General features: G+C 38.2%; 22 protein-coding genes. 5 read left to right on the top strand and 17 right to left on the bottom strand.

Annotated elements, in window-relative coordinates; all coding sequences use genetic code 11:
• Nucleotides 1-290: 290 nt before the first annotated feature.
• Genes LDM93_RS06500 through LDM93_RS06515 form a run of 4 tightly spaced genes read left to right on the top strand, consistent with a single transcriptional unit; the run spans nucleotide 291 to nucleotide 7,643 of the window.
• The gene (locus tag LDM93_RS06500) at nucleotides 291-2,339 is read left to right on the top strand and encodes a glycosyl transferase family protein (RefSeq protein ID WP_223891403.1); all 2,049 of its coding nucleotides are present in this window, start codon (nucleotides 291-293) and stop codon (nucleotides 2,337-2,339) included.
• Nucleotides 2,336-4,765 carry a tetratricopeptide repeat protein gene (locus LDM93_RS06505; RefSeq protein WP_223891404.1) on the top strand — a complete coding sequence of 810 codons (2,430 nt, stop codon included), beginning with the start codon at nucleotides 2,336-2,338 and terminating at the stop codon, nucleotides 4,763-4,765. The genes LDM93_RS06500 and LDM93_RS06505 overlap by 4 nt, the downstream gene beginning before the upstream one ends.
• Nucleotides 4,766-4,816: 51 nt before the next feature.
• Entirely contained in the window at nucleotides 4,817-6,571 is a 1,755-nt protein-coding gene (locus tag LDM93_RS06510) for a DUF2334 domain-containing protein (protein ID WP_223891405.1), read from the top strand.
• A gap of 19 nt (nucleotides 6,572-6,590) precedes the next feature.
• Nucleotides 6,591-7,643: a glycoside hydrolase family 26 protein gene (locus LDM93_RS06515; RefSeq protein ID WP_223891406.1), complete on the top strand. Its 1,053-nt coding sequence runs from the start codon at nucleotides 6,591-6,593 to the stop codon at nucleotides 7,641-7,643.
• Between the two features lie 21 nt (nucleotides 7,644-7,664).
• Here LDM93_RS06515 and LDM93_RS06520 read toward each other — a convergent pair whose 3' ends face one another.
• The 10 genes from LDM93_RS06520 to htpG all read right to left on the bottom strand — a co-directional run bounded on the left by LDM93_RS06520 (nucleotide 7,665) and on the right by htpG (nucleotide 19,334).
• On the bottom strand, nucleotides 7,665-9,797 hold the full coding sequence (locus LDM93_RS06520) for a polyribonucleotide nucleotidyltransferase (protein WP_223891407.1): 2,133 nt from the start codon (nucleotides 9,795-9,797) through the stop codon (nucleotides 7,665-7,667).
• A gap of 76 nt (nucleotides 9,798-9,873) precedes the next feature.
• On the bottom strand, nucleotides 9,874-10,560 hold the full coding sequence (locus LDM93_RS06525) for a phosphoribosyltransferase (protein WP_223891408.1): 687 nt from the start codon (nucleotides 10,558-10,560) through the stop codon (nucleotides 9,874-9,876).
• Nucleotides 10,538-10,810 (bottom strand): DnaJ domain-containing protein, encoded by a 273-nt coding sequence (locus LDM93_RS06530; RefSeq protein ID WP_223891409.1) that lies wholly within the window; start codon nucleotides 10,808-10,810, stop codon nucleotides 10,538-10,540. The genes LDM93_RS06525 and LDM93_RS06530 overlap by 23 nt, the downstream gene beginning before the upstream one ends.
• Complete coding sequence (locus tag LDM93_RS06535; RefSeq protein ID WP_223891410.1) at nucleotides 10,807-12,861, bottom strand: LPS-assembly protein LptD; 2,055 nt, start codon at nucleotides 12,859-12,861, stop codon at nucleotides 10,807-10,809. Before LDM93_RS06535 ends, LDM93_RS06530 begins: the two co-directional genes overlap by 4 nt.
• 37 nt (nucleotides 12,862-12,898) lie before the next feature.
• Nucleotides 12,899-13,354, bottom strand: coding sequence for an RDD family protein (locus LDM93_RS06540; protein WP_223891411.1), 456 nt, complete (start codon nucleotides 13,352-13,354; stop codon nucleotides 12,899-12,901).
• 9 nt (nucleotides 13,355-13,363) lie between these two features.
• Complete coding sequence (purD, locus tag LDM93_RS06545) at nucleotides 13,364-14,632, bottom strand: phosphoribosylamine--glycine ligase (RefSeq protein WP_223891413.1); 1,269 nt, start codon at nucleotides 14,630-14,632, stop codon at nucleotides 13,364-13,366.
• Nucleotides 14,633-15,094: 462 nt separating this feature from the next.
• Entirely contained in the window at nucleotides 15,095-15,772 is a 678-nt protein-coding gene (locus LDM93_RS06550) for a uroporphyrinogen-III synthase (protein WP_223891414.1), read from the bottom strand.
• Between the two features lie 2 nt (nucleotides 15,773-15,774).
• Nucleotides 15,775-16,713, bottom strand: coding sequence for a cation diffusion facilitator family transporter (locus LDM93_RS06555; protein ID WP_223891416.1), 939 nt, complete (start codon nucleotides 16,711-16,713; stop codon nucleotides 15,775-15,777).
• 2 nt (nucleotides 16,714-16,715) lie between these two features.
• Complete coding sequence (locus LDM93_RS06560) at nucleotides 16,716-17,369, bottom strand: hypothetical protein (protein ID WP_223891418.1); 654 nt, start codon at nucleotides 17,367-17,369, stop codon at nucleotides 16,716-16,718.
• A 102-nt stretch (nucleotides 17,370-17,471) separates the two neighbouring features.
• Nucleotides 17,472-19,334, bottom strand: a complete 1,863-nt coding sequence (htpG, locus tag LDM93_RS06565; protein WP_223891420.1) for a molecular chaperone HtpG — start codon at nucleotides 19,332-19,334, stop codon at nucleotides 17,472-17,474.
• Between the two features lie 144 nt (nucleotides 19,335-19,478).
• Between htpG and LDM93_RS06570 the strand changes: the two genes are divergently transcribed.
• Nucleotides 19,479-19,970 carry a histidine phosphatase family protein gene (locus LDM93_RS06570; RefSeq protein WP_223891421.1) on the top strand — a complete coding sequence of 164 codons (492 nt, stop codon included), beginning with the start codon at nucleotides 19,479-19,481 and terminating at the stop codon, nucleotides 19,968-19,970.
• Between the two features lie 5 nt (nucleotides 19,971-19,975).
• Here the strand turns inward: LDM93_RS06570 and LDM93_RS06575 are convergent, their stop codons facing one another.
• The 7 genes from LDM93_RS06575 to nadB form a co-directional block, all read right to left on the bottom strand.
• Nucleotides 19,976-20,578: a transglutaminase family protein gene (locus LDM93_RS06575; RefSeq protein WP_223891422.1), complete on the bottom strand. Its 603-nt coding sequence runs from the start codon at nucleotides 20,576-20,578 to the stop codon at nucleotides 19,976-19,978.
• Nucleotides 20,579-20,609: 31 nt separating this feature from the next.
• Entirely contained in the window at nucleotides 20,610-21,089 is a 480-nt protein-coding gene (locus LDM93_RS06580; protein WP_223891423.1) for a hypothetical protein, read from the bottom strand.
• A complete protein-coding gene (locus tag LDM93_RS06585; protein ID WP_223891424.1) occupies nucleotides 21,086-21,784 on the bottom strand; it encodes a hypothetical protein in 699 nt (232 codons plus the stop codon). The genes LDM93_RS06580 and LDM93_RS06585 overlap by 4 nt, the downstream gene beginning before the upstream one ends.
• Before the next feature lie 68 nt (nucleotides 21,785-21,852).
• Nucleotides 21,853-22,140, bottom strand: coding sequence for a hypothetical protein (locus tag LDM93_RS06590; RefSeq protein WP_223891425.1), 288 nt, complete (start codon nucleotides 22,138-22,140; stop codon nucleotides 21,853-21,855).
• Nucleotides 22,141-22,219: 79 nt separating this feature from the next.
• Complete coding sequence (gene guaA / locus LDM93_RS06595) at nucleotides 22,220-23,758, bottom strand: glutamine-hydrolyzing GMP synthase (protein ID WP_276571368.1); 1,539 nt, start codon at nucleotides 23,756-23,758, stop codon at nucleotides 22,220-22,222.
• Between the two features lie 123 nt (nucleotides 23,759-23,881).
• Nucleotides 23,882-25,228 carry a sodium:proton antiporter NhaD gene (nhaD, locus tag LDM93_RS06600; protein WP_223891427.1) on the bottom strand — a complete coding sequence of 449 codons (1,347 nt, stop codon included), beginning with the start codon at nucleotides 25,226-25,228 and terminating at the stop codon, nucleotides 23,882-23,884.
• Between the two features lie 50 nt (nucleotides 25,229-25,278).
• On the bottom strand, nucleotides 25,279-26,730 hold the full coding sequence (gene nadB / locus LDM93_RS06605; RefSeq protein WP_223891428.1) for an L-aspartate oxidase: 1,452 nt from the start codon (nucleotides 26,728-26,730) through the stop codon (nucleotides 25,279-25,281).
• Nucleotides 26,731-26,787: the final 57 nt, after the last annotated feature.

The raw sequence follows: 26,787 nt of genomic DNA on the forward strand, positions 1-26,787 counted from the left end.
TTAAGTCTCTTCGACTGTTCCAGAAGTCTGTTCGGATAGCGTAAACGATACTAAAATATCGCCAACATAAACATAAATGCCTACATTTCCCTACTGATCACTTCAAATAACGATGCAATTATATCTAAATATATTTAAAAATGCATTGTCTATCGGGTTAAAAATATTCCATATGATTTATTTAATTTTAACTTAAATTATATAATAAATTATGATAAAATAAAATAAGGGATATAGGGGGAAAATGTATAAAATTTCTCTCCCCCTCATAAAAGGACAAGGAAAAGGGAATGGAATTTATAGATTATGTTGTAGCATATTGGTTAGTGATAAAATATTTAGTACTTTTCGCAGCCATTATTATTTTACTAAGTAGTATAGATGATTTTTTTATAGATTGTTATTATTGGGTCCGTCGTATATGGCGAAGGTTTACTGTATACAAAAAACATAAACCATTTAATGTGAATGAGCTTTATAAAGATAGAGAAAAGCCTATTGCTATTATGGTTCCGGCATGGCAGGAGAAAGGGGTTATTGCAGATATGGCTGCCTTGGCTGCTTCAAGCTTTGAGTATTACAACTATCATATATTTATCGGTACCTATCCCAATGATCCTGAAACGCAGCATGATGTGGATATGGTCGTTGAGCATTATCGGAATGTACATAAGGTTGTTACCCGTACCCCTGGGCCCACAAATAAATCAGATTGTCTCAATCACATCATTGAAGATATTTTCTTATTTGAAAAAGAACATAATATAGAGTTTGAAGGGTTTGTACTGCATGATGCGGAAGACTTAATACACCCTTTGGAGTTAAAGTTGTTCAATCATCTCATTGGTAAAAATGATCTCATCCAGATCCCTGTTTTTCCGTTTGAAAGAGAATGGTATGATTTTACTACAGGACATTATGAAGACGAATTTGCAGAAAATCATGGGAAAGACCTTATTGTAAGAGAAAGTATCTTGGGATTTGTTCCAAGTGCAGGTGTAGGAACAGCCCTGAGTAGAAAAGCCATTGATAAACTCAAAGAAATACACAACGGAGAAGTCTTCCTAATTGATACCCTTACAGAGGATTATAACTTAGGGTACGAGCTGTTTCATGAGAATATGAAGCTCATCTTTGTAAGAGTACCTGCTGAACTAGAGTATACGACCAGAAATAGCTATGGTAAGGAAAAAAATAAGAAAAAACAGGTCCTTATTAGCGTTAGAGAATTTTTTCCTTCAACATTCCGTCAAGCGGTCAGACAAAAAGCAAGATGGATCACAGGTATTGCACTTCAAGGATGGCAACAACTTGGATGGTCTGACAATTTTAAAACCAACTATATCCTTTATAGAGATAGAAAAGCCATTCTCACCAACCTTGCCAATGTTCTGGCCTATATCCTTGTTATCAATATTCTTGGGATGGCACTGTATACAAAAATCACCCAGGATATATGGTGGTTCCCACCTATCATTAAAAAAGGGGATTTACTTTGGTACCTTCTTATCATTAACGCTTTTTTCTTTCTTAACCGTATCATCCAAAGAATGTATTTTACCTATGAAGTCTATGGTATCAAAGGCGCATTACTGAGTATCCCAAGAATTATTTGGGGGAACTTTATCAACTTTTTTGCCATGTTCAAAGCATTAGCACAGTTCTTTAAACTGAAAAAAGCAGGGCAGCAGATCCCATGGGATAAAACCACACATGATTTCCCGCTTCGCAGAAAATTCCATAAAAAACTGGGAGATATTCTATTAGAAGAAAAACTCATTGACCAGGCTACCCTTGAACAGGCCTTGGCAAAACAAAGAAGTAAGCAGAAGGCCTTAGGTAAACTACTGTTAGAAGAAAACATTATAAGCGAAACAGATCTGGCAAAAGCGATGTCCATACAAAGCAATCTGAAATATATCCATGATATCACTCCAAACCAAGTAGATAATGAGACTATGAATAGAGTCGATCACTATTCCTTGCTTGAAAATGACATTATTATCCTCAAGACTGTCGATCATGTACAACCTATCGTTTCATCAGGGCAAGTAGTCGATGTAGTCGTAGATGAATGTAAAAGAAAGCTATCTGATCGTACCGAACTTTACATCACCAACGAAAGTACCATCGTAACCATTCAAAAAGAGGTGCTTTTCCATGATCTGAGTGAAACAGAGTTTAGTCAGCTTCGTAGCGTTCTCAAGAAAAAAATGATCCCAAGAGGAATGGTAGATGAAATCTTAGAGTATAGAACACAAAACAACCAAGACTTTATTGCCAGTTGCCAACATTTCGGCTTTTTACCTGATGACCAACTTACAAGGATCGACGCATGAAACGAATACTAGTATTTATACCTCTATATTGTATGACATTCTTGAATGCCGATATGGTGAATAACCCTGTAGATCATCTAAAAGAGGAATTCACTGAATATCGAGTCTACCCTAGATTGCAAAAAGCTGATAACTACATTGCTGAGGGCAAGATCAAAGAAGCAAAAGAACTTCTTTTGAAAGTGCTAGAGATTGATCCAAAGAATGCTAGAGCGGGCAATAGAGTCGTTGTACTCTGTATGCAGGATAAAGATTTTGAATGTGCCAGGAAATATGTTGAGCTTGTAGAGCCATCTACCTATCAAAAATACTACGAAGGCTATAGCGCTTTTGAGCTGCAAGACTATGCGCAAGCCCTCAAAGCAGCATCTTCTATAGAAGACGCTACAACGCTTAAAAAAAGTGAACAGGAACTTAACAATAATATCATTCTAAGATCAGCCATTCTGTCTGAAAATAAAGAAGCAACCGATGCCTCTTTGGAAAAAATACTCCATCCAAAATATAGTACGTCATCTTGTCCGTCTGAATCTTTAGAAATTATCTCTTTACTCTTTGAGCATAAACTCTTCGATGAAGCGTTCAGAGAAACCCGTTTCTACGTAGACCATTGCAAGTCTCAAAAGATCCCGGATGAGAAACTTGCTGTCTGGTCGGATCTTTTGAGAAAAGAGAATCTGTTTGATCAAGAAAAAAACATCATTGCCCATATGGAAGAGTTTGATTTGAGAAATGAACATACTTTATCCATGTATCTCAAAAGCGGCGATGCATCAAAAGCCATCGAAACAATGGAAAAAATATATCATGCGAATCCTTCTGATAAGAACAGGGTACGTCTAGTGTATCTTTATGAAAATGCAAAGATGCAAGATAAAATAATTGCGCTTTATTCAGATACATACGAAGTTGGAAAAAACCCAGAAGATCTAAAAATACTGCTTTATCTCAAAAAGGATCCTGAACAGCAGTATCAGATACTGGAGAAATACTATCCTTATGCAGGTCTAACAGAGGAAGAAAAATTCAACTTTTCAATTTCTCTGATAGCGTTTTATAAAAAAGAGAGCAAGGTCGCTAAAATACTCTCTATAGTGGATGATCTTACCCAGCTTGAAAACTTGACGGACAAACAAAAACTCTATTTGAGCCATCAGTACAGTGAAAATCATCAAGACCAAAAAGCTATAGCGCTCATGGAAGCACTCTATCAAAGTGATCCGCTCCCTCAGTATAAAGAAAGACTGGTGTATCTGCGTAACAGAAACACTATTCCGAAGAAACCACAACCTAAAACAGTGCGAAAAAAACCACAAACCAAACCAAGACCTACACGTGAAGATATTCTAAGAGCAGAAACACAGAAGGCTTATGATCTTATCCATGAAAAGCGCTATGATAAAGCAAGTGTACACATCAAAAATACACTGAAGTATGACCCAAAAAATGCAGTAAGATATGAACAGCTCGGACATGTTTACTACGCTCAGGAAAAGTATGCACAGGCAGCAGATGCATTTAAGAAAGCATCAGCACTTCATCCAACATCAGGCTATTATGAATCATTGGCTTACTCTCAGATACAATTAAAAGAGAAAACAAAGGCTATAGAGAGTTTGAAAAAAAGTATTGATATCGTTAAAAAAGAAGAACCTGAAAACATCGACAAACTCTATCAGTTAAAATACAGTGTAGCAGAACTGGACCGTGACTTCTTTGGATATTTAACCTATGGGGTGAGACTTGACTCCTATGATAATCCTGGCGGAATATCACCCATACTTTCTGCTAACTATGGTGGGTTCTCGGCTTTAGAACTTCATTATAAACCAAAAGTTTTTGATGACTATGCGACCGTCTATGTGAAAGCGCTGGCTGGAGTACGGGACCAAAGTTTGGCCATCCGATCAGAAACATGGCAACCATCCATTGGACTACGCTTTCAGCCACTCAAAGATGAAAGACTCTACTTCTTTGTAGAAAAATTCTTTAAAGGCGGTGATGAAAGTCGTGACGATACCATGCTCAGAGCATCATGGGAACTCTTTGATGGATATGACTTTTACCCTACAAAAACAGAGTATGAATGGAAACACCTTTATATGGACAGTGTATACTATCTGGATAATGGTACCTACAGTCTCTATGCAAACTATGAACATGGATATGTATGGAAAACTGGATATCAAGATGCCTGGATGCCTTATCTTTGTACTTCTGCAGGATATAGCAATGATAATGGTTCAAAAGAGACAATCAAAAGGTTTGATGTAGGTGCAGGGATCTCTTACCTGTTCTGGCGTAATGAACGCGAATATAAGTCCCATCAATATATCGGACGAGCAAGACTGGAATATCGTCATCAATATGCCGGAGATCCGGAAGATGATCATGCACTAAGACTGATGCTTGAATTTTTCTTTTAAACGGAGTAAACTGTATCTATTAAGTATTTGAAAAAGAAGGAGGTTATCACAATGAAAAGATTAATTAAATTTGGTGCACTTGCTATATTTTTATTACTTCTCACCTCTTGTGGAGGGGGAGGTAGTGGCAGTTCTTTAGCAGAAACACCGATTCAAGATCCTCCGACAGGTACAGATATTAATATTACTCTTCCTGTACCAAGTCACAATCCTCCCTTGCAAAATGTCCTGATTGTGTATGATACCGCAGGTCCTTATGGAGAACAGGGAAATATCAATGCACTCTTACTTGAAAACCTCTTAGGCCACTTTGATCTCAACATTACCTCCAAACCTGCTGAGCAATATATTGCCAATGAAATAGTTGATGAAAATATTACGACTGTTTTCTATCTTGGTACAACATACTTAAACGATTTGACTAACTTTAAAAGTTCTGATGGATACACTACAAATTACTTAGATTTTTTTAAAGACATTGCTACTAACAACAAAACAACTGTATGGATAAACTATAACCTTGACCTGCTGGAATATGAATGGAAAACAAATGCTTGGGGAGGAACAACATTTGAAGAGTCAACTGGCTTTACTAGCGCCGGTACAGATACAAATTATACTCGTGTATGGTATAAGGATACAGAACTCTATAAAGGTGTAATACCATTCAAAACACCTGATGCAGATACATCAAACTGTGAACCTGAACCAACAATAAACAATGCCTATGCCTGTGCATTAGAACTTAACACTATTTTAATTTCTGATGAAAATAAAACATCTGTCCTTGCTGAAGCAAACTCAACAATCGATTTATCTATATCAAATGAACCCTATGTCACACATGGAGGAAATTTCTGGTTTGTTGGGGATATTCCTTTTTCCTATATGTCAGAGGAGGACAGGTATCTCGCATTTGCAGATCTTCTGCATGATATGCTTAATATAGACCATAATGAATCGCACAAGGCGACCATGAGACTCGAGGATGTAAATGCGGAGACTGATCCTTCCGATTTAATTGCAATAACAGAGTATATGCAGAGCCAAAACATTCCTTTCAATGTTGCTACCATCCCTCAGTATAAGGATCCATACGGTGTTTACCATAACGAAATCAATACAACGATCAAACTTTATGAGTCAGATATCGGTACACTACTGCAAGCCTACTATAATGAAAGACTGATTGATATCGTACAGCATGGATTTAGTCATCAGCTATATGATTACATTAATCCATATAATGGGGTTACGGCTGAGGATTTTGAATTTATAAGAGTCACAGATGATGGAAATAGTATTTATACTTATGAAGGACTATCTGAAGATCATAATGGAACTTGGGCAAAAAATAGAATACTGGAAGGGAAAGCGATTTTAGAGGAAGTTGGCATACAGGCATTTGCATGGGAAGCACCGCACTATATGGCAGGACCGGAGCACTACCGGTCTATCCAAGAGGTCTATCAAATACAGTACTCCAGACTTATCTACTATCCAGATGAGACTGATAAATCTAAATTTGTCGGGCAGTTTTACCCGTATATCATTAGAAAAGACACCTATGGATATTATGTGATTCCTGAAAATATACACAACATTGAGGATGCGCCAAATGATGGCTATAGAACCATCACATCAGATGATATTATACGTTTTTCCAAAAAGCTAAAAGTGGTACGTGATAGTGTTGCAAGTTTCTATTACCATCCTTATCTGGGAACAGATGAACTTTCAAAGATCATACCCGGATTACAAAATGAAGGCTATACATTTGTTAGAGCTACCTCATTGGTAGAGTAGCTATAGTAAGGAATGACCTATGTTTCATCTATTGAAGCTACCAGTGATAGTTTTCTATCTATTTATTACAACTCAGATAGGATACTGCAATGATCATGCAAAATATTCAAAGGCGAAATGGATCGAGGAAGCACTCTTTTCACTTGCAAATAAACGATATCCCAATATCAAAGCTGTTGCATGGTGGAATGAAAACTTTGATGAAACAAGGTTGAGGATCGACTCATCCAAAAAGAGTTTAAGGGCCTATCAAAAAGGTATCGCTTCCTCCGTATTTATATCTCAAGCACATATTGTTTCCAAAAAACTTCAAGCACCGCCACATAGATCTATCTATCATGCTGCAAATCCCGATTTTGGAGGGACAGAAGATAATGTAACATCAAAAAGTATCAAAAATTTTGAATCCCTTGCAAAAAAAAAGATAGTTTGGGCATACTTCTCCAACAACTGGTATGATGCGATCAAGTTTCCTCTAGCTGAAGTCAATACCATTCATAAGAGCGGAAAGTTACCTTTTATCAGACTCATGCCTAGAAGTGATTTCAACGTAGGAGGTCCAGATTCACGCTATACCATGCAAAAAATCATCGATGGAGAGTTTGACAAAGAACTTATACAATGGGCACTTGATGCTAAAGAGAGTGCTATTCCACTGTTAGTTGAATTTGGAACAGAAGTCAACGGAGATTGGTTTCCATGGAACGGAAGCTATAATGGTGGGGGAACAACTGATCTTTATGGCGATAGAAAAAAAGCCGATGGCCCGGAACGTTTCCGTGATGCTTACAGATATATCATCACACTTTTTCGTCATCATAAAGTAGATAATATCACCTGGTTTTTTCACGTGAATGCATCATCCTATCCTGAAAAATCATGGAATGAAATACATCAATATTATCCGGGTGATACCTATATTGATTGGCTTGGGGTAAGTGTATATGGTCCGCAAACCAAAGAAGATACCTATAATTCATTTACTGACATACTGGATAAAGCATATCATGAGCTCACCAATATTTCAAATAAGCCAATTGCTATTTTAGAATTGGGCATTACTGAAATATAAAGTGTAGAGGAAAAAAGAAATTTACGCTAAAAACTCTGGGGTTGCCAATTCAACTTTTTTACCTTTTTGCTCCATCACAACAACGGTGATATCATCACCCTCACTGTATCTTTCTGAAAGGTTATTGACACGTTCCTTGGCCACTTTTGAAATGTGGAGCAGTGCATCAAAGCCATCTGGCATTTCAACAAAGAGTCCGAAGTCTACGATCTTTTTCACTTTCCCCTCATAGCTTTCACCGACTTTATACTCCATCTGCTTTTTCACAGGGGATGAAGCGATCTTTTCTATGTGGGCTTTTGCTTCTGCTACTTTTTCTTTGTCTTCACCTGAAAGTTTTACACCGCCTACATCACGGTCAAGATCAACGGAAACTTCGAACTTTTCAATGATCTCACGGATCGTCGCACCCGCTTTTCCGATAATATCTACTATCTTGCTTGGATGTATAGTAAAATGTTCTGTACTTGGAAGTGCTGTGCTTGAAACGATATTTTTTTCTGCTTCTTCCATCAGTCCAAGAATATGGTTTTTACCCTGGCTGGATTTTTGTAGTGCATCTCTCAGTACAGCTAAGTCTATACCGCCGAGTTTCATATCCATTTGAAGTGCGGTGATACCCTTTGCAGTACCTGCTACTTTAAAATCCATATCCCCATCATGGTCTTCAAGTCCCATGATATCTGTCAGTACAGCATACTTGTCACCTTCACTCACTAGACCCATAGCAATACCTGCCACAAGTGCTGTAGTATGTACCTCAGCAGCACGCAATGCCAATGCACCACCACAGATAGTCGCCATAGAGGACGAACCATTACTTTCTAAAATTTCAGAGACCATACGGATACTTCCATCATAGTTTAAATCTAAAGAAGGCTCTAATGCCCTTTTTCCTAAATTACCATGTCCAAGTTCTCTTCTGCCTGGAGCGCCAATGTATTTGGCTTCACCTACTGAGTAACCGGGGAAGTTATAATGTACCATGAAATTCTCTGACTGAGCGTTTTTATCAGTGATGAGTTCATACATCTGTGCATCTTTTTTATCGCCAAGTGTCACCGTGACAAGTGCTTGTGTCTGACCACGGGTAAAGAGACATGACCCGTGTACAGATGGTAAAAGATTTGTTTCGATGCTGATAGGTCTAACTTCATCCAGTGCTCTGCCGTCTGCACGAATATTTTTATCCAGGATCATCGCTCTTACAACGGTTTTTTTATAACGTTCCAGTACTTTAGATACCAGTTCTTTATCTGCCTCTTTACCGTCCGCTTCTAATGCTTCCATAATTTTCGTACGTACTTTTTTAAGTTCAGTAGAACGCTCACTTTTTGCCATATGCGAAATCGCTTTTTCAACATCTTCTGCATAATTTTTTTCTATCATTGCATACAGTGATTCATCTATTTTATCTTCAGCTAATGGCAGGTCTAGGGCTTCTCGTACCATAGGAGTAAAGGCATCTACATAAGCGGTTGTTGCTGCATCTATAGCTTCTGCTGCCATCGCGATCACATCCACCAATGCTGATTCATCAAACTCATTGGCATTTTGTCCCTCTTCATCTTCGGTGGCGAGTGTACGCATCTCTATCATCACCACATCTTTACCTGAACCTACCACCAAAAGATCAAGTTCACTTTCTGCCTGCTGCGTGAGTGTCGGATTGATAACAATATCATCTCCGACTGTACCTACTCTGACTGCAGCGATACTGGTATTGACTGGAATATCTGAAACATATAATGCTGCATTTGCCGCATGTAAAGCTGCCACTTGCATATCAACCTCTGAATCTGCACTGACCACCATCACTGTGATCGTTACAGGGTAATGAAACCCTTTAGGAAATAAGGGGCGTAAAGAACGGTCAACGATACGGGATGTAAGTGTTTCAAAGTCACCAGGCTTCGTCTCTCTCTTGATGAAACCACCAGGGATCTTAGCTGCAGCATAAGATTTTTCCATATACTGCACAGTCAACGGAAGAAAATCCTCATCCACTGGTTTTTCATCTACAGCAACTGCTGCTATGAGTACAGCTTTCCCCTGTCTGTACATTACTGCACCACTTGCCTGCTTTGCTATTTTATTAAATTCATATTGTTCTTCGAGACTGTTTACATTAATCTCTATTATTTGTTCTTTCATTCGTTTATCTTTCCTTTTTACTGTTTAATGCTTTTACAACACTCTGTTTTACATGTTTCTCTTCATAAAAATATATTTAGTCTTCTTCTTTTATTTTTACTTCTTGCTTATTTACCATGAATGATATCTCTTCAAAATTTAATTTTTGAAAATCTTTATAATAGTATTCTATCGAAATATAGTCTCGTATCTTATAAGGACAAAATACACCATCACACACCGTAAGCAGATTTTGATAGACACCTTTATCCAAAATGGGCGTTGCTATAAAGATATTTTTTGCTCCCCTTGCGATGACCGACTTCAGTGCAACCATCATGGTAAGTCCTGTTTCTATGCACTCATCAGCTAAGACAACATACTTCCCCTTGAGAGAGATCAAATCCTTGCCTTTTCGATATTTATAGACATAAGAAAGTACTTCTTCTTCATACTTTCGGTGTGCTTCCCCATAGACATAATCCTCATTGATCCCAAACGCATCGATAAGTGCTTTGTGCATCACCACTTCTTCCGTTTCTGAAACCATTGCGATAACAAGTTCCGGGTTATTGGGTGCCAAAACAGGTTCTGTCAGTAAGATGTCCATTTGTGCATTGACAGCCTTAGATATTTGATCTGCAAAATAAACACCTCCTTCACTTACACCTATCACTACGGTTTCATTTTTTGATAGTAACTCTATAGGAAGCGTCTCGATCAACTGTTTTGAGGCATCTTCTCTATCTTCAAAATATGTATTAGGGTTTGAATCGCTGGGCATAATCCGCTCCTGGGAATTGTTTAGAAATTTCTTCTTCATCAAAAGTATAACGAAACTCTTCTATATACTTCATCAATAGTTTATAAGCGTGATTTAACTGTTCCATACTTTCCACATCCCCTCCTAGATCAGGGTGATTCTTTTTAGCCAAAAAATGGTATTGTTTTTTAATATCTGCTTTACTGATCAACTTAGGTAGATTTAATATCTCTAACGCTTTTTCTATCTCATCTTTAGGGTTAATGATCATTGGTTAGTGTCTCCAGTACCTATACCACCAAAAGGAATAAAATTCAACTGTACATAAAAAGAATTGTCTATGGTAAAGCCTGTAGGTCTTGGTGTGATCTGTTGTCTAATAGCAGCGTCAACACTCCAGCAGTCACGATGATAACCTCCGCCAAATCTCCATTGGTTATTTGAGCTGTCATCCACATTATAAGTAAAACCGCCATTCAGTGCCACTTGTTCATTAAGCGTGTATCTAAACGTGAGATAAACATCATTTGCACTAATATCATCATCTGCAATATCACTAGGTACATCAGGTAAAATTTGTTTATAGGTATGCCCTACCCCTACATAATAGTCTTGTTTATTCAATGAAATACGACTGGATGATTCACGTATCTTACCGTACTCGTGAGAATAGATCACATTATTATAAAGTCTCCATTGATCCCAATTATACTGCATTTCATTACGCATATCAGCAAGTTCATAATTTCTCTCAGGATAATACGTTTGTGTTAATCTTTGATAAAACTTTAACTTCATAGTCTCATCATAAAAGTATTGACTTACACTCAAATCGTAGTGCTCTTCAGGCAGACCGACAGTAAATAATGCCGTTTGGTTCAGATCCAGAGAAGACAACGCAGGAGACTGGTATTCATTACCCGGTCTAATGTACGTTAATGAGGGTTGCAATACATGTATAAAGCCATCGTACTTTTTTGTTAAATCTGTAAAAAGTTTTACTTTATGTATATTGCTATAGTACTCAAAATCATCATAGAAATGCACTTCATTGCCAAAAAAGAATTTACTATAATACAACTCTTCACCCAAGGATAGATTCAAAAAATCATCAAAAAATGAGGTAGTAAATTCCAATGGTACCTTGAGCTCTGCCTGACGAAGAGTAGTACCTTTTTCTCTATAAAAATTGTTGATACGGAGATCTGTGCTATAGGTAAGATTATTCCATATAAAATGAGTTAGGTATTGATGTAATTGAACAGAAGGAAGTATCTGAAGTGTTTCATCATCATCCACTCCCTCTCTTGTATCGATGAAATATTTGGCATTGAGTCCTGCATAATAGTCATTATTATAGGCAAAATAATTGACCCTAGATTCCTGTAAGGGGACAAGTCCAAAATGCTCCAGATGACTTTTCTGCAAATTCAGATAATCAATATCGTTCAGATAGGTAGTATTGATGTATAAACCATCTGTAAAACCTTGAAGGTATGTATCTGAAAAGACTTGGGAGGATTCATAGTTAAACTCTATCCCATAGTGACTGTCATTATTAAGAGCATACTCTTCTGTATACTCTTTCTTATCTTTGAAATACCCTACCCTTAACTTTCCGGATGAATAAGCTGTATCAACAAAACGTAATGTACTATACATTCCTATGCTTCTTGATGTCCGAATCTGAGGGTTAAACTCCATATCCATGCTTTTAGAAATAGCCCAATAGACAGGTTGTTCATAAAGAAATCCCTCATTGGATGAATATCCAAAAGCAGGGAAAAGAAGTCCTGAAGTTCTTTCTCTATCGGTTGAGAACGCGAGATAAGGTGTGTAAAACATAGGGATATCCCATAAATATACTTTTGCACCATATATCTTTATATAGTTTGTATCACTCTCGTATAAAGCGTCTGAGAAAGCCATTTTCCATAAAGGATCTGCAATATCACAACTTGAGATCAAAGATGCACCCAAAGTATATTTACCTTCTTCTTTATATGCATCATTGGAAAAAAGCCACACATCATTTCTACCGATAAGAAAGAGTTCATCAAAGGTAACCTCTTTCGTATCTGTATGAATTTCAATATGATTGGTATGAACTTTACTTCCTTTGTAGCCCAGCATTTCGATATTTCCATCCAGAACAAGTACTTTTGTACTTTTGTCAAAATATGCAGAAGATGCTTTAATCACAGCATCTTCATAATAAACAACTACATTATCTCTAGCTTTGACTAAGTTTTTTGCAGCATCAACATATTTTGCTGTTATCTCGATTTTACTTTTATCTGAAGCAGCAGACAATAGTTGCACACCCACTATAATAGATACCAGAAAAAAAAAGATATTTTTAATCATTCACAACTACGCAATTAGAAAGTTTATCATGAAGCGTTTGTCTAAGTGGAACAAAGAATGCCATAAGAAAACCCAAATAAAACAGTACTTCACTTGGGATTCTCACGGAAGCACGCAAAAATGCTTTTTGAAAATCAGGTGTATTCCCTGTTTCCAGGTCTATCACTTTTATCTTCATGAGATACTTACCTAGTGTCATACCGTTTTGCCAGACCAAGACAGTATGATAGATGAGTTTTATAGAGAGTACAACCAAAAGATTTTGAGCAATAAAGGTATTGATACTTTCAAGTGCTGCTTCATCTACCACTGTAATATTCGAAAAAACTGCAGAAAACTGATCATAAAAAATAATAATAAAAAACAGGGTGATGACTATATCATCTATGACAAAAGAAGTAATTCTTTTTTGAATGCTTGCAATAGGCAAGGAGAGAGAGTCAGACATCCCTACTTCCTAAAGTGCCTGATATGCAATGTCAGTACGACACTGTTTGCCTGCAAAGTGCACTTGGCCTACCAGCATATACGCATGTCTTTGTGCTTCTTTAATACTGTCACCGACACCTACACAGACCAGTACCCTACCGCCTGTTGCATAGAGTTTTCCATCTTCACCGCGCGTCACTCCAGCATAAGAGATATGTGCATTTTCACGTACCTCTTCATGGTAGATATCATCCACGATGATCTCTGCAGGAGGTGTACTTTTATACGGGTAGTCTTTACTTGCCATCACTACACCGACTGCATATTTGTCATGAAACTCTATCTTGGCATTTTTAAGATCACCCGTTGCTGCCTTATAGAACAGTTCAGAAGCTGGAGACTTAAGCAGTGGCATCAACTCTTCACATTCAGGATCACCAAAACGTACATTATACTCAAGAATGATAGGCTCACCTTTTACCACCATCACACCGATAAAAAGTACACCCGTAAACGGCATACCTTCGGCTTCCATACCCTTAAGTGTAGGTTCTATGACTCTTTCGTTCAACTTACGATAGATCTCATCATTGACCAGAGGTGTGGGTGCATATGCCCCCATACCACCTGTATTGGGACCTTCATCATTATTGAGGAGTCTTTTATGATCTTGTGCAGCAGGTAAAACCACATAATCTTTTCCATCACAAATAGCAAATACAGAAAGTTCATAGCCATCCAGGAATTCTTCTACAACAATACTTGTTCCCGCATCACCAAAAGAGTTACCTGAAAGCATTTCACCTGCAGCTTTTTTTGCTTCGTCATGACTTTGCGCAATGATCACACCCTTACCACCACAAAGCCCGTCTGCTTTCACTACGATCGGTGCATCCAGTGTCATGATAAAATCATATGCATCCTGCAATGAATCCGTTTCGATGTACTTAGCGGTAGGCACATTGTGACGGGCAAGAAAGTTTTTCATAAAGATCTTAGAACCTTCAAGTTGTGCAGCTTGGGCTGTGGGTCCAAAGATCGTAAGACCTCTGGCTTTAAATACATCAACAATACCCCCTACCAATGGTGCTTCAGGACCAACGATAGTCAGTTCGATACCATTGGCTTCAACAAAATCAGCCAATGCAGAAAAGTCACTAATCTCTAGGTTTTCACCTAATGTGTCTGTCGCTCCATTACCCGGTGCAAAATAGATCTTCTCTACATTCTCATCTTTTTTCAATGCCAAACCAATAGAATATTCTCTACCGCCAGCACCTATTATCAATACGTTCATTTAAAATTCTCCGAAAAAGTTTAATTATCACCATAATATGCGGTTTGTTTAGTAGGGATGACATTGTGCGTAGAGGGTTTTGGAAAGGTTTGAAGGCGAACTGTCTTGTTCATCGATGACCTTTCCAAAGTCCTATTCGTGCAAAAATCGTCACTAATAAGGCCCGGGTGAGCGTTCTGCTTAAAGTCGGCCCTATATAGCCAACAGTGCAGGAGAGAGTCCCTCTTTAGGGGATGATGTCTCGCTGACAAAGTCAAGCTCAGATGACAACTTCCACACACCAAGAGACTACATGTCCCACTAAGATTAATGTTGGACCCCAAATACAGTAGTCGCATCACCTAGGTAAAATTTATTATAACCTATTTGGAGTTAGAAGTGAGTAAATTATGATATGTAAGAACGTTTTTCTAGCAAAGCTAGACAAAACTACATTATCGCAGGACTTGCTAAAGCTATACACTACGATAACTTCAGCAGAAGGCTCTTGTGACTAGCCACACTTTTTGCTTTTAGTATACAGGCATCTATATTTGGTGTATCTGACACTTCACAGCGTGCATGAATAGGTAAATGTCTTTTTGTCGCTTTACCTATCACTACGGCTGTATAGCTTTCATCCCATTCAAAATTTTTCAAGAAACAATGAATAGTCGAAGGAGATGTGAAGATAATAACGGCATTTTTACCCGGTTTCTCTTTTTTCTCATAGTGGATACAGGAAGTCTCATAAATGATCTGTTCCTGAAGTTCTATACCCGCCTTGGCTAAAAAAATTTTTGAATCAAAAGAGACTTCTTTAGGGCGTAAGTATAAGATCTTTTTATCTTGAAACTGTATGACAATATCTTGACTTAATGTCTCACCATAAAATGATTTAGGTTGGTATACTACTTTTCCACCCAAAGATTCTATCTCTTTTGCCGTGGCTGAACCTATGGCTAGACAAGGGTACTTTTTCCATTCGGGGTTTAATGCTTCTGCACTCTTGACCGCCTGCTTGGAGGTAAACATCAGTGTGTCACATTTTGAAAAATCTATCGTTATCGGCAGAAGTGAAAAACGTATGATGGGCAGATGTATCGTTCCTTCTCTGGGCATAGGAGATAAAAGATAGATCATAGCATCAGAGTGGGTCATGATTACTCTTTGATCACTCTGGATAAATGTTCACCATTGAGCATGGCAACATTCATACTTTCATCATCATAAGGATCAAAGTGCGGCGTGATAACCCATTTTTTATTTATATCGAGTAAAAAGATTTGATCTTCTATTTGGTCAGCGATACGATGTGCTTCGAGTAGTAGCATATTGGGACGTAAGACCATATGAAACTCTACAAAATTAGTGGTTCCATCCGTACGTGTTTTTAGCCAATGGTAACTTGTTATTTCAGGGTGATCCGAGATGATTTGACTAATATTTTCCACCATGTCCGTATCCAGTGCACGGTCTAAAAGTATCTCTATGCCCTCTTTTACGATCTCATAGGCAGAGTAAATAATATAAAGTCCTATCCCTAAACCAAATATCGCATCAATCGCATCCATACCTGTCATATATACCAATCCCAACGCTATCAAAACAGCAGCATTGCTCCATAGGTCAGTTTTATAATGTAAAGCATCTGCTTTTATCACAAGATTGTCTGTTTCTCTTGCAACTTTCAAGAGATACGTGACTAAAAAATAGGTGATGATAATGGAAATTGTCATTGCCACAATTGAAGGTGTAAGAAGTGTAGTCTCAGTTCCGGTGCTTAGCTTTTTAATCGCTTCATAAATAATATAAATACCCGACATGGTAATGATAGTACCTTCTATTACCGCGGCAATAGCTTGTATTTTACCTTTACCGTAGTGATACTCTTCATCGGGATGTTCTTCTGACTTTTTAATCGCAAAAAAGTTAAACCCGGAAACCAACATATCTAAAAGTGAGTCTATGGCAGAAGCAAGTACAGCCACTGAACCGCTTGCTATTCCCAAGACCAATTTTACGATCACTAAAAGGGTTGCAACAGAACTTGACACAAGTGTTGCCCGTTTTTGTGGTGACATTTTTAACTCATGACTCATGTTCATGCTCCTCTTTTTTCTTTCATTATTGTCAATCCATTGACTGCCAATAACCCCACAGATACTATAAAATAAAGTATAAGAAGTATCCATAATCCACGACTTATCACATCCAAGAAAGGGAAGAAAAGTGTGATACGATATAGTATACCTAGTAAGACTGTATATTTAACCATATTGTGTAAATATGTATAGCGTTTCACAATGGTTGTTTCACGACAACTGGCACATCGGTTCTCAATCGCTTTTTTCTGATTTTTATCTAAAAATGCATAAACAAACTTTAGCACATAGCGTGACAAAGCAATGATAACTGCTATTCTAATGATAATAAATAAGGCTTCTAACCAAAACCCCTCTGGTATCTCAGCCCAAGTTTCAAAGAGAAGTACTTTAAGACTCATTCCCTCCGAAAGATAATAGCTACCAAACGCAAACATACCTATCAGTCCAAACCATAACAATACTTTCAGTATAAAGAACAGATAGTGTTTGGCTTTGTCTATCTTAAACTTATGTTTTTCATATGAAGCAGTATTTTTCATCAAGCCAAAAGCAAACTGGTAATGCCATTTAAGCATAAAATAAACTGCTGCCACAGCAAAAAGAAGCGCTCCAAAAGCAATGATCTCTTCGTAGAAATTCGGGATATTCATAGGTGACGGCCTCATAGTTAAATGAAAAATGATTTTAACATAAGTTAGATTTGAATGGCACGGGATACTTTACCCGTGCGCTATAAATACGATGAAGAAAAATTAGAGTGCTTTTGTCGCTAAAGAAGCTACGCGTTGTGCAAATGCTCCCTTGTCTTTAGGCTCAAGTCCCTCAGAGAGTTTTGCAGAATCTAAAAGTATCCATGAGAGGTCACTAAACAGAGATTCATCTTCCAATGCATCGAGTTTTTTGATCATTTCATGATCAGGATTGATCTCCAGAATCAAAGGTATCTCTGGCATTTCTTGTCCCATTTGAGCAAACATCGCTGCCATGCCTGCCATTGGATCTGAACTGTCTTTAAGTACACATGATGGACTCGATGTCAGTCTTGTAGAGGTTTTTACCTCTTTGACTTCGTCACCCAACACTTCTTTGATCTTATCCGTAAGAGATTTGAACTCTTTAGAGATCTCTTCTTTCTCTTCTTCCGTCTTAGAGTCTGGGGCTTCAATAGTTGTAATATCTTTAAGGCTCCACTCTTTATAAGCTCCTATCATCGGAGTAACGATACTGTCTACCTCTTTATCATCCATGATAAGTACTTCAATATTTGCTTTTTTATACGCTTCAAGCAGTGGAGAATTTCTTAACACATTTTCATCTTCACCTACGATATAATAGATCTCTTTCTTCTCAGAATCACCACGACTCATATACTCTTCAAACGATACAAGTCCTTCCTCTGTCGAACTTTTGTATTTGACGATATCAAGGAGTAATTCTTTATTGGTATGATCTATGTAAATACCCTCTTTCATCACTCTATTGTATTGTTCTATGAATGTATCCGCCTCTTCACCACTTAGTTTTTTAATAGCTTGAAGTATCTTCTTTGTTGCATTTTGCTTGATGTTAGCTAAGATTCTATTTTCCTGAAGCAACTCACGAGACACATTCAGCGGCAGATCTTCAGAATCGATAATACCTTTGACAAAACGCAAATACGGTGGTAGCAACTCTTTGTTGTCATCGGTGATAAATACACGCTTCACATAGAGTTTTACCCCTGCTTCATAATCTGCTCTGTACATATCCATAGGAGCTGTTTTAGGGATATAGAAAAGTGTGGTAAATTCATTCGCACCCTCTACTCTATTGTGTAAATAAGTCAATGGTTCATCATCACCGTGCGCCAATGTTTTATAGAACTCCACATAATCATCTTTTTTCAATTCAGATTTAGAAAGTGTCCATAGTGCGGTAGCTGCATTGATCTGTTCTGATTTATTGACCATTTTAGTCGTTGCATCATCCCCTTCACCCTCTGTCTCCTCTTCAGTGTAGTTCAACATAATAGGGTATGCAATGTGGTTAGAGTACTTCTTGACTACCTCTTGTGTTCTCCACTTGTCTAAGAACTCTTTCTCATCTTCTTTGAGCTTGATGTAGATGATCGTCCCATGCTCTTCTTTTGTCACAGGCTTCACTTCATATTCACCTGTACCGTCCGTACTGAACATATAGGCTTGTTCTTCACCCGCCTTTTTTGAGATCACATCTACTTTATCTGCTACCATGAACACAGAGTAGAATCCGACCCCGAACTGACCAATAAGGTTTGAATCTTTTTTCGCATCACCAGTAAGGTTTTCCATAAAGGCTTTTGTACCGGACTTGGCAATGGTCCCTAAATGATCCATTAAGTCTGTTTCATTCATCCCTATACCATTATCACCGATAGTAAGAGAGTTATCCTCTTTATCTAATTTAATAAATACTTTTCCGGACCACTCACCCGCTTTAAATTTTTCATCTGTCAAAGCAAGATAATTAAATTTATCTAATGCATCTGAAGCGTTGGATACAAGCTCCCTGATGAAAATTTCTTTATTGGAATAAAGTGAGTGTGTCATGAGCTTTAAAAGTTGCCCGATCTCTGTTTGAAACTGATGTTTTGCCATTGTGTTTCTCCTATAGTATATTAATTTGGTGGGATTATAATATATTTTTCTAAATATTACAAGTTTTTCGAAAGAAAGTTTAGTGCTATTGACTAAAGTACCTCTGTTTTTTGAAATATTAGTATATCTTGTTATAATAGAGATATGAAAAATTTATATCTTATTAGACATGCAAAATCAGACTGGAGTGATGAAAGTAAAAGTGACTTCGATAGAGGTCTCAATAAAAGAGGTCAAAAAGCGATACTTACTATGGCAAAGGCACTCAAAGAGAAAAAAGTAATGCCAGATCTCATACTCTCCAGTTCTGCTAAAAGAGCCCAACTCACTGCCAAAGGTTTAGCGAAAGAGCTAGGCTATGGTGGAAAGATCAAATACATAGATGCCCTCTATATGGCAGAACCCATAGATGTCATTTCTATTATAAAAGAGATAAAAGATAAATACAATAATGTATTTATCATCGGACACAATCCCGAAACAACTGAATTAACAGACCTGATGCTGGATGACTATATTGATAATATACCTACTTTAGGTATCGTAGCATTGAAACTTCCTATCAAGCATTGGCAAAAATTAAAACCCGAAAAAGTTAAATTAAAGTTTTTCATTTACCCCAAAATGTACACATAAATATTTTATCGTTTCCATTCTAATTGCTTGAATGGAATTTTTTCATTTGAAAAAGGCTCAACGATGACATCTATATCATCCAGTGTGTAGTGTAAAGGAAAACCTATTTTTGAATTTCTGGCTGTGCTTTCGAGAATAAAGTACTTCTTTCCATTGACCCAAAGCCCTTTTGTCTTGTCTAATCGTTGATCCTCTATGGCCGTAATGATGAAAATGTGCTTTGGCACCAAAACAAAATAGGCTTTCAACCCTAATGCATGCAGCATAGAAATAAGTAGATTACTCTTATCATCACAATCCCCAAAATTTTGCTGTATGGTTTGTTGTGCTGAATACTGCTGAAAGGTGTTGGTCTGGTAAGGTATATTGGTCACAAAATCTAATACACTTTGTACTTCACAAAGTGTATCAGAACAGTGTGCTGTTAATGTAAATGCCTTGTCTTGTATCTCTTGAGAAGTCGTGACATAAGATCTATATATACCATTGGATGTACCTACATGGGTTTTATCTACGATACCCATTGCTTTGATAGTACCGTAGATAAAGGCTACAGATGAGATCACAATAATGAGCAGTGATAGGTTTTTTTTGCTCTCGTTTTTCATATCAATCTACACACTCCTCTAAAAAATTGTCTTATTTTGTAGAGGTTCCACAACCCTGTTTTTCACGCTCCGCTAAAAGTTCTACACCTTTTTTCTCTGCATCTTGTAACATTTTCTTTTTATTATTGCTCACTGTGATCCCCGGTACCGATAGTGCTGCACCTTTTTCTTGCAAATGGAATGCAGAGGTATTCTTTACCATGATCGTAAATTCATACAGTTCGATAAGTTTTTTATTAATAGCATCACAGGTACCAGACGAAACAGTAGATTGTCTTGCTACTTCCTTCTGATCATTCATATGTACAGTACCATCGGGTACAGGGAGTTTATCAGCAAATTTTTGACGCTCTACTTCAGGTTCTGCCCGTTTTTTCTTTGCATCACTTACCATTGGTTCTTTACTATGATTTACTGTGATCTCCGGTACCGGCAGTGCTCCACTCTTTGCTTGCACAGGGACAGTCCCGGTACCGTGTACCTTAGTCATCAATGCCTCTGGTCTCATCATTTTTTATCAGTATCAGAAGAGGGTTCAGACACCAACGCAGGAGTATTTACCACTGTCTTTTTATCTTGCCTTTTCTCAGTGCCTGTAGGACTAGGCATTTCACAACCCTGTTTTTGACGCTCCGCTAAAAGTTCTCCCTGTTTTTTCTTTGCATCTCTTAACATTTGTTTTTTGTTATTACTCACCGTGATCCCAGGTACAGGAAGTGCTGTAGCTTTTTCCTCTAAATGGAAAGCAGAGGTATGGTTGACCATCGTAGTAAATGCATCCAGCTTCATCAGTTTTTTATCAATAGCATCACAGGAACCAGAAGATAAAGCAGCTTTACTTGTCACTGCCTTTTTATCTGCCATTGGTGTCATGCCTGTTCGCATAGGAGTTTCACATCCGTATTTTTGACGCTGGGCAGCATATTCTGCCTGCTTCTTCTCTGCATCTCTTAACATTTGTTTTTTATTATTACTCACTGTAATTCCAGGTACCAGAATTGCTGTCGATTTTTCTTCTAAATGGAAAGCACTGGTGTTTCGTACTACTTCAGTAAATCTATCTAATCTTAGAATTTTTTTATCTAGAGCAGCACATGGATCAGAGGATAAGGTAGGTGCTATTTCATCAGCCATTTGACCACTGCAGGCGGTCATCAATGTTGCAATGGCAAAAGAAGAGAGTGTGAAAAGAAGTGTTTGTTTCATAAGAGATTCCTTTATAAAATATTATAGCAGAAGCAGTTCAAATAAACATCATGGTAACTATACATAGATTACTGCAAACGCTTTTGGGTCACCTCATCAGGTTCAATCTCACATAACATGGTATCTTGACCACAATGACGGCAGGTTGTTCTTACAGTAAATATATACCAACCATTTCTGTCTTTCAGTATGGGATTACTACACTTTGGACAGTTTATGCGACTCTGAAGTATGGCAAAGATCATTGCCACTCCTAACTGAAGTGTACTATGTGTATAAAAGATTGACAAAATAATAAAAAGACCAACCATAACACCTAGGAGGATATACTTAACGTAAGCGGGAATACATTTCATAACTCTATTTCCTTTTGATGAGTGTACGTGACAGAAAGTAACTAAAAAATGCCCTTTAAGGGGAGAAAAATAGTATAAACTACTCCCACTCAATAGTTGCAGGAGGCTTAGAACTGATGTCATACACTACTCTATTGATCCCGTCGATCTCATTAATGATTCTTCTACTCATACCTTCCAGTACATCATGTGGAATATGAGCAAACGTAGCCGTCATACCATCGACTGATTCAACCATACGGATACATACCGTATTGTCATACGTACGGTTGTCACCCATCACGCCCACAGACTGTACATTAAGCAGTACAGTAAATGCCTGCCATACTTTGTCATAGTAACCTGTCGCTTTAAGTTCTTCCTGCATAATGGCATCTGACTCTCTAATAAGGTGTAAGCCCTCTTCTGTCACTGCTCCCATAGTTCTGATAGCAAGACCAGGTCCAGGGAATGGGTGTCTTCCTATCATGTTTTTAGGTAGTCCCAGTTCAAGCCCCAGTTTTCTTACCTCATCTTTAAATATCTCTCTAAGAGGTTCTACCAGTTCAAACGTCATCCAATCCGGTAGTCCACCTACATTATGGTGAGACTTGATCGTTTTAGATGGTCCTTTGACTGAAACGGACTCAATGACATCTGTATAAAGTGTTCCTTGTGCTAAAAATGCAACATCTGTATGCTTCTTAGCTTCTATGTCAAAGACTTCGATGAACTTCTCACCGATAGCTTTTCTTTTAGTCTCAGGATCACTTACACCTTCAAGCACTGCCATAAACTCTTTTTTTGCATCGATCGTGATGAGTGGTATCTCTAGCATTTTAAACATCGCTTGCACTTGTTCTGCTTCATCTTTACGAAGTAATCCCTGATCCACAAATACACAGATCAGTTGTTCTTTTGGCAAGGCTTCATTCAGCATAGCAGCAACGACCGAAGAGTCTACTCCGCCACTGACACCACAAAGCACTTTTTTATCCCCGACCTGCGCTTGGATCGCAGCGATCTTTTCCTTGGCAAAGCTTCCCATATTCCAAGTGCTGTCACAACCACAGATGTGTTTAGCAAAGTTCTTCAACATCGCTGTCCCCTCTACCGAGTGATGCACTTCTGGGTGAAACTGAAATGCATAGATGTTTTTACTCTCATTTGCTATAGCCGCATACGGAGAGTTTTCACTTGTACCCACCACTTCAAAACCATCAGGTATACGTTCTGCTCTATCTCCATGACTCATCCATACGATAGAGTCATCAGAGATATCTTTGAAGATACCCGAATCATTTTCTATTTTGAGTTTTGCTTTTCCGTATTCATGGTGATCCGCGGCAATAACGCTTCCACCAAAGTGTTGTGTGATAAGCTGCATACCATAACAGATACCCAAGATAGGCAATCCTAGATCCCACACACCCTCATCTGGTTTATAGGCATCTTCGGCATAGACTGAAGCAGGACCTCCAGAAAGGATAATACCTTGCGGCTTTCTTGCCTTAATGTCTTCAATACTTTCGCGATAAGGTACCACTTCCGTATAAACACCGCTTTCTCTAAGTTTTCTAGCGATAAGCTGTGTGTATTGTGATCCGAAGTCTAAGACTAATATAGGGACTTGTTTCATCATCTTTCCTTGTATGTGTATGGTTAAATCTTTCAAAAAAAACTTAACTATAAAAATACTTTTTTAGTATTCCTGAGCGTCCCTCAGGAATACCAATCTCACAAACCGAACCTATGCTATGGGTTACGCGCCTATTCCAAGTATAAGAAACTGCACATACCAGATAGAGACAGACACAATATAACCTACAAGTACGGTCCAGGCTAATTTTAGATGTGAACCGAATGTATAGATACCGTGAAGTTTACCCATGACACCCACACCGGCAGCAGAACCAAATGAGATAAGTGAACCACCCACACCGGCTGTAAGTGTGACAAGCATCCACTGTGCATGTGCAGATGCACCCATGTCCGGACTTGATTTAAGTACTGCTGACATGACAGGAACGTTATCAACGATAGCAGAAAGGAATCCTACTCCGATATTCACTGTTGTAGCGCCAAATTGGGCATAAAGTGCCGTGAAGTACTCTAGGAAACCTAAGAAGTGAAGTCCACCGACCGCAGCTAAAATACCAAAGAAGAAAAGCAGTGTATCATTTTCAATTTTGGCAATGAATGAGAATACATTTACTGGAGGGCAAACGATCCCTTCACTATCGTATTGAACCTCTCTACTCATTCTATAGATATAGAGTTTCAGAACAGCCAAACCGAACATCATCCCCCACATTGCTGGCAAATGAAGGACTTGGTGAGAGATTACAGCTGAGGCAATAGTCAACGCAAAAAGCCCTATGATCACTTTTCCACCTTTGGAAATATAAACTTTTTGTTCATCGGCTGCAAATGGTGGTGTTCCGTTTGGTACGAAACGACTTAAAAGGAATGCAGTCACGTACCAGCCCACTATAGACGCAGGGAAAAGATAAAGAAAATCAACAAAAGCCCCCTTACCGTCAACCCATACCATCAAAGTAGTGATATCACCAAACGGAGACCAAGCACCACCTGCATTTGCTGCAACAACGATATTGATCGCCGAAGGTACAATAAATGCTTTATTCGTTTTATCAATGGTGATCAATACAGTTGAAAGGATCAGTGCTGTTGTCAAGTTATCTGCAACAGGAGAAATGAAGAAAGCTAAAAGACCTGTGATCCAGAAAAGTTTTTTATAGCTGTACCCTTTAGAAACAAGATTATAACGTAAAGTAGAAAATACATTCCTATCGATCATCGCTTCAATATATGTCATTGCAACATAAAGGAAGAAGAATATCCCTGCAATCTCATAAATAAGAAGCTCAATTTCATGGTGCAAATGTTTACCGTCTAAACCATTGATAGCATAATAGACACCGATCAACATGAAGATCAATGTTCCTGCAAAAAGTGCCGGTTTAGCTTTATTTATATGGTACTTATCTTCCGCTGCAATAAAGTAATACCCTATGACAAATATGATAAGTGAAGCAATCCCCACCCATGTTGTTGTCAAATCTGTGTGCAGTATTTCTGTTGTCATTAATTCCTCTCCTAATACTTTGGTATGCCATATTTCTCTATGCATTTATTTTAGATAGATTCTATATAGTGCGAACCCAAAGACTCTTTTCTCGCAAGTGCTGCATCTACGATGGCAGAAGCAGTATTTAATCTAAGTTTAAGCAGTCTGCCTATCTCTTTATTTTTCATATCATAAATAAGATTTTTCGCTTCATGCAAGCCTTTTGTTGTCCTGATAATCCCTATATCATCCCACATTACTTGACGCAATTTTTGTTTATAGGTTTTATCGTTTTCTTTGTGCAGAATATTACCGTAATCTTTCTCAAATATAGGTGTTTGCATCGCTTCATGCTCTTTGGAAAGCAGATGCTCTACGGCACGTTTGGCAAAGACCACTCCTTCAAGCAGTGAATTTGATGCAAGACGATTTGCGCCATGTACACCTGTTCTTGCTGCTTCACCTATGACATAAAGACCTTCCATACCGTCTATAGAGCCATTGGTATCGCATTTTATACCACCATTAGAGTAGTGAAATGCAGGTGAAATAGCAATCTTATCCTTCGGAAATTTATAACCCAGCGCACCAAAAGTATGCGTGATATTAGGGAAACGATGTTCAAACCATTGGTCCTCGAACATAGAAAAATCAAGATAGGCTTTTTGTCCCGTTTTTCGTTTATGATTGAAGATACCACGAGCCACAATATCTCGACTTGCCAATTCTCCCCTCTCATCATAATCAAACAAGAAACGTCTTCCCTCTTCATCCACTACATGTGCACCTTCACCTCTCAGTGCTTCAGTCAGTAACAGTTTTCTTGCAAAAGGGGTCTCAACAAATACAGTAGGGTGAAACTGCATGAATTCCATATCGGCAAGTTCTATACCTTTTTCAACACAGATACCATGAATATCGGCACTTACGGTACGTGAGTTGGTATTATATGCATAAAGTGAGCCTATACCTCCAGAAGCGATGATCACATCATCTGCATAGATCGTCGTAGGTTCATAATTGACCGTTGCTTTTACCCCAAAACATCTGCCATTTTCTATAAGCAGATCATAAACCAGTGTATTTTTCTGAAGTTGGTGTTTGTTTTGCACCATCATAAAGTAATGCATGTAACGCCCAGTAGCATCTCCTCCAGCATGGATAATACGCTCTACAGAATGTGCAGCCTCTTTCGTATATGAAAGGTTCCCCGTTGCATCTGTATCAAACTCCATCCCTCTAGAAATGATATCAGGAGTGGTCTCCAGTGAAGTACGGGAAAGGATCTCCACAGCCTCTTTATTATTATGATACGAACCTGCGGCCATGGTATCTTCTACATGTATAGGGATATCTGCTTCATTCAATGCTGTTGTCATACCTCCCTGAGCATAAAAGGTATTACATTCCCAAGGGATATCTTTGCATACCACTAAGACTTTTTTACTTGCAGGTAACTGCATGGCTGCATAAAGTCCTGCTATCCCTGCACCTATGATCAGCACATCATACTTCTGCATCTTTAACCTTCCGTCTTCATACTTGTATTGTTCTCTACAGTTTCTTCTACATAGACC

The sequence above is a fragment of the Sulfurovum sp. TSL6 genome (assembly GCF_019972115.1).
Lineage (GTDB): Bacteria > Campylobacterota > Campylobacteria > Campylobacterales > Sulfurovaceae > Sulfurovum.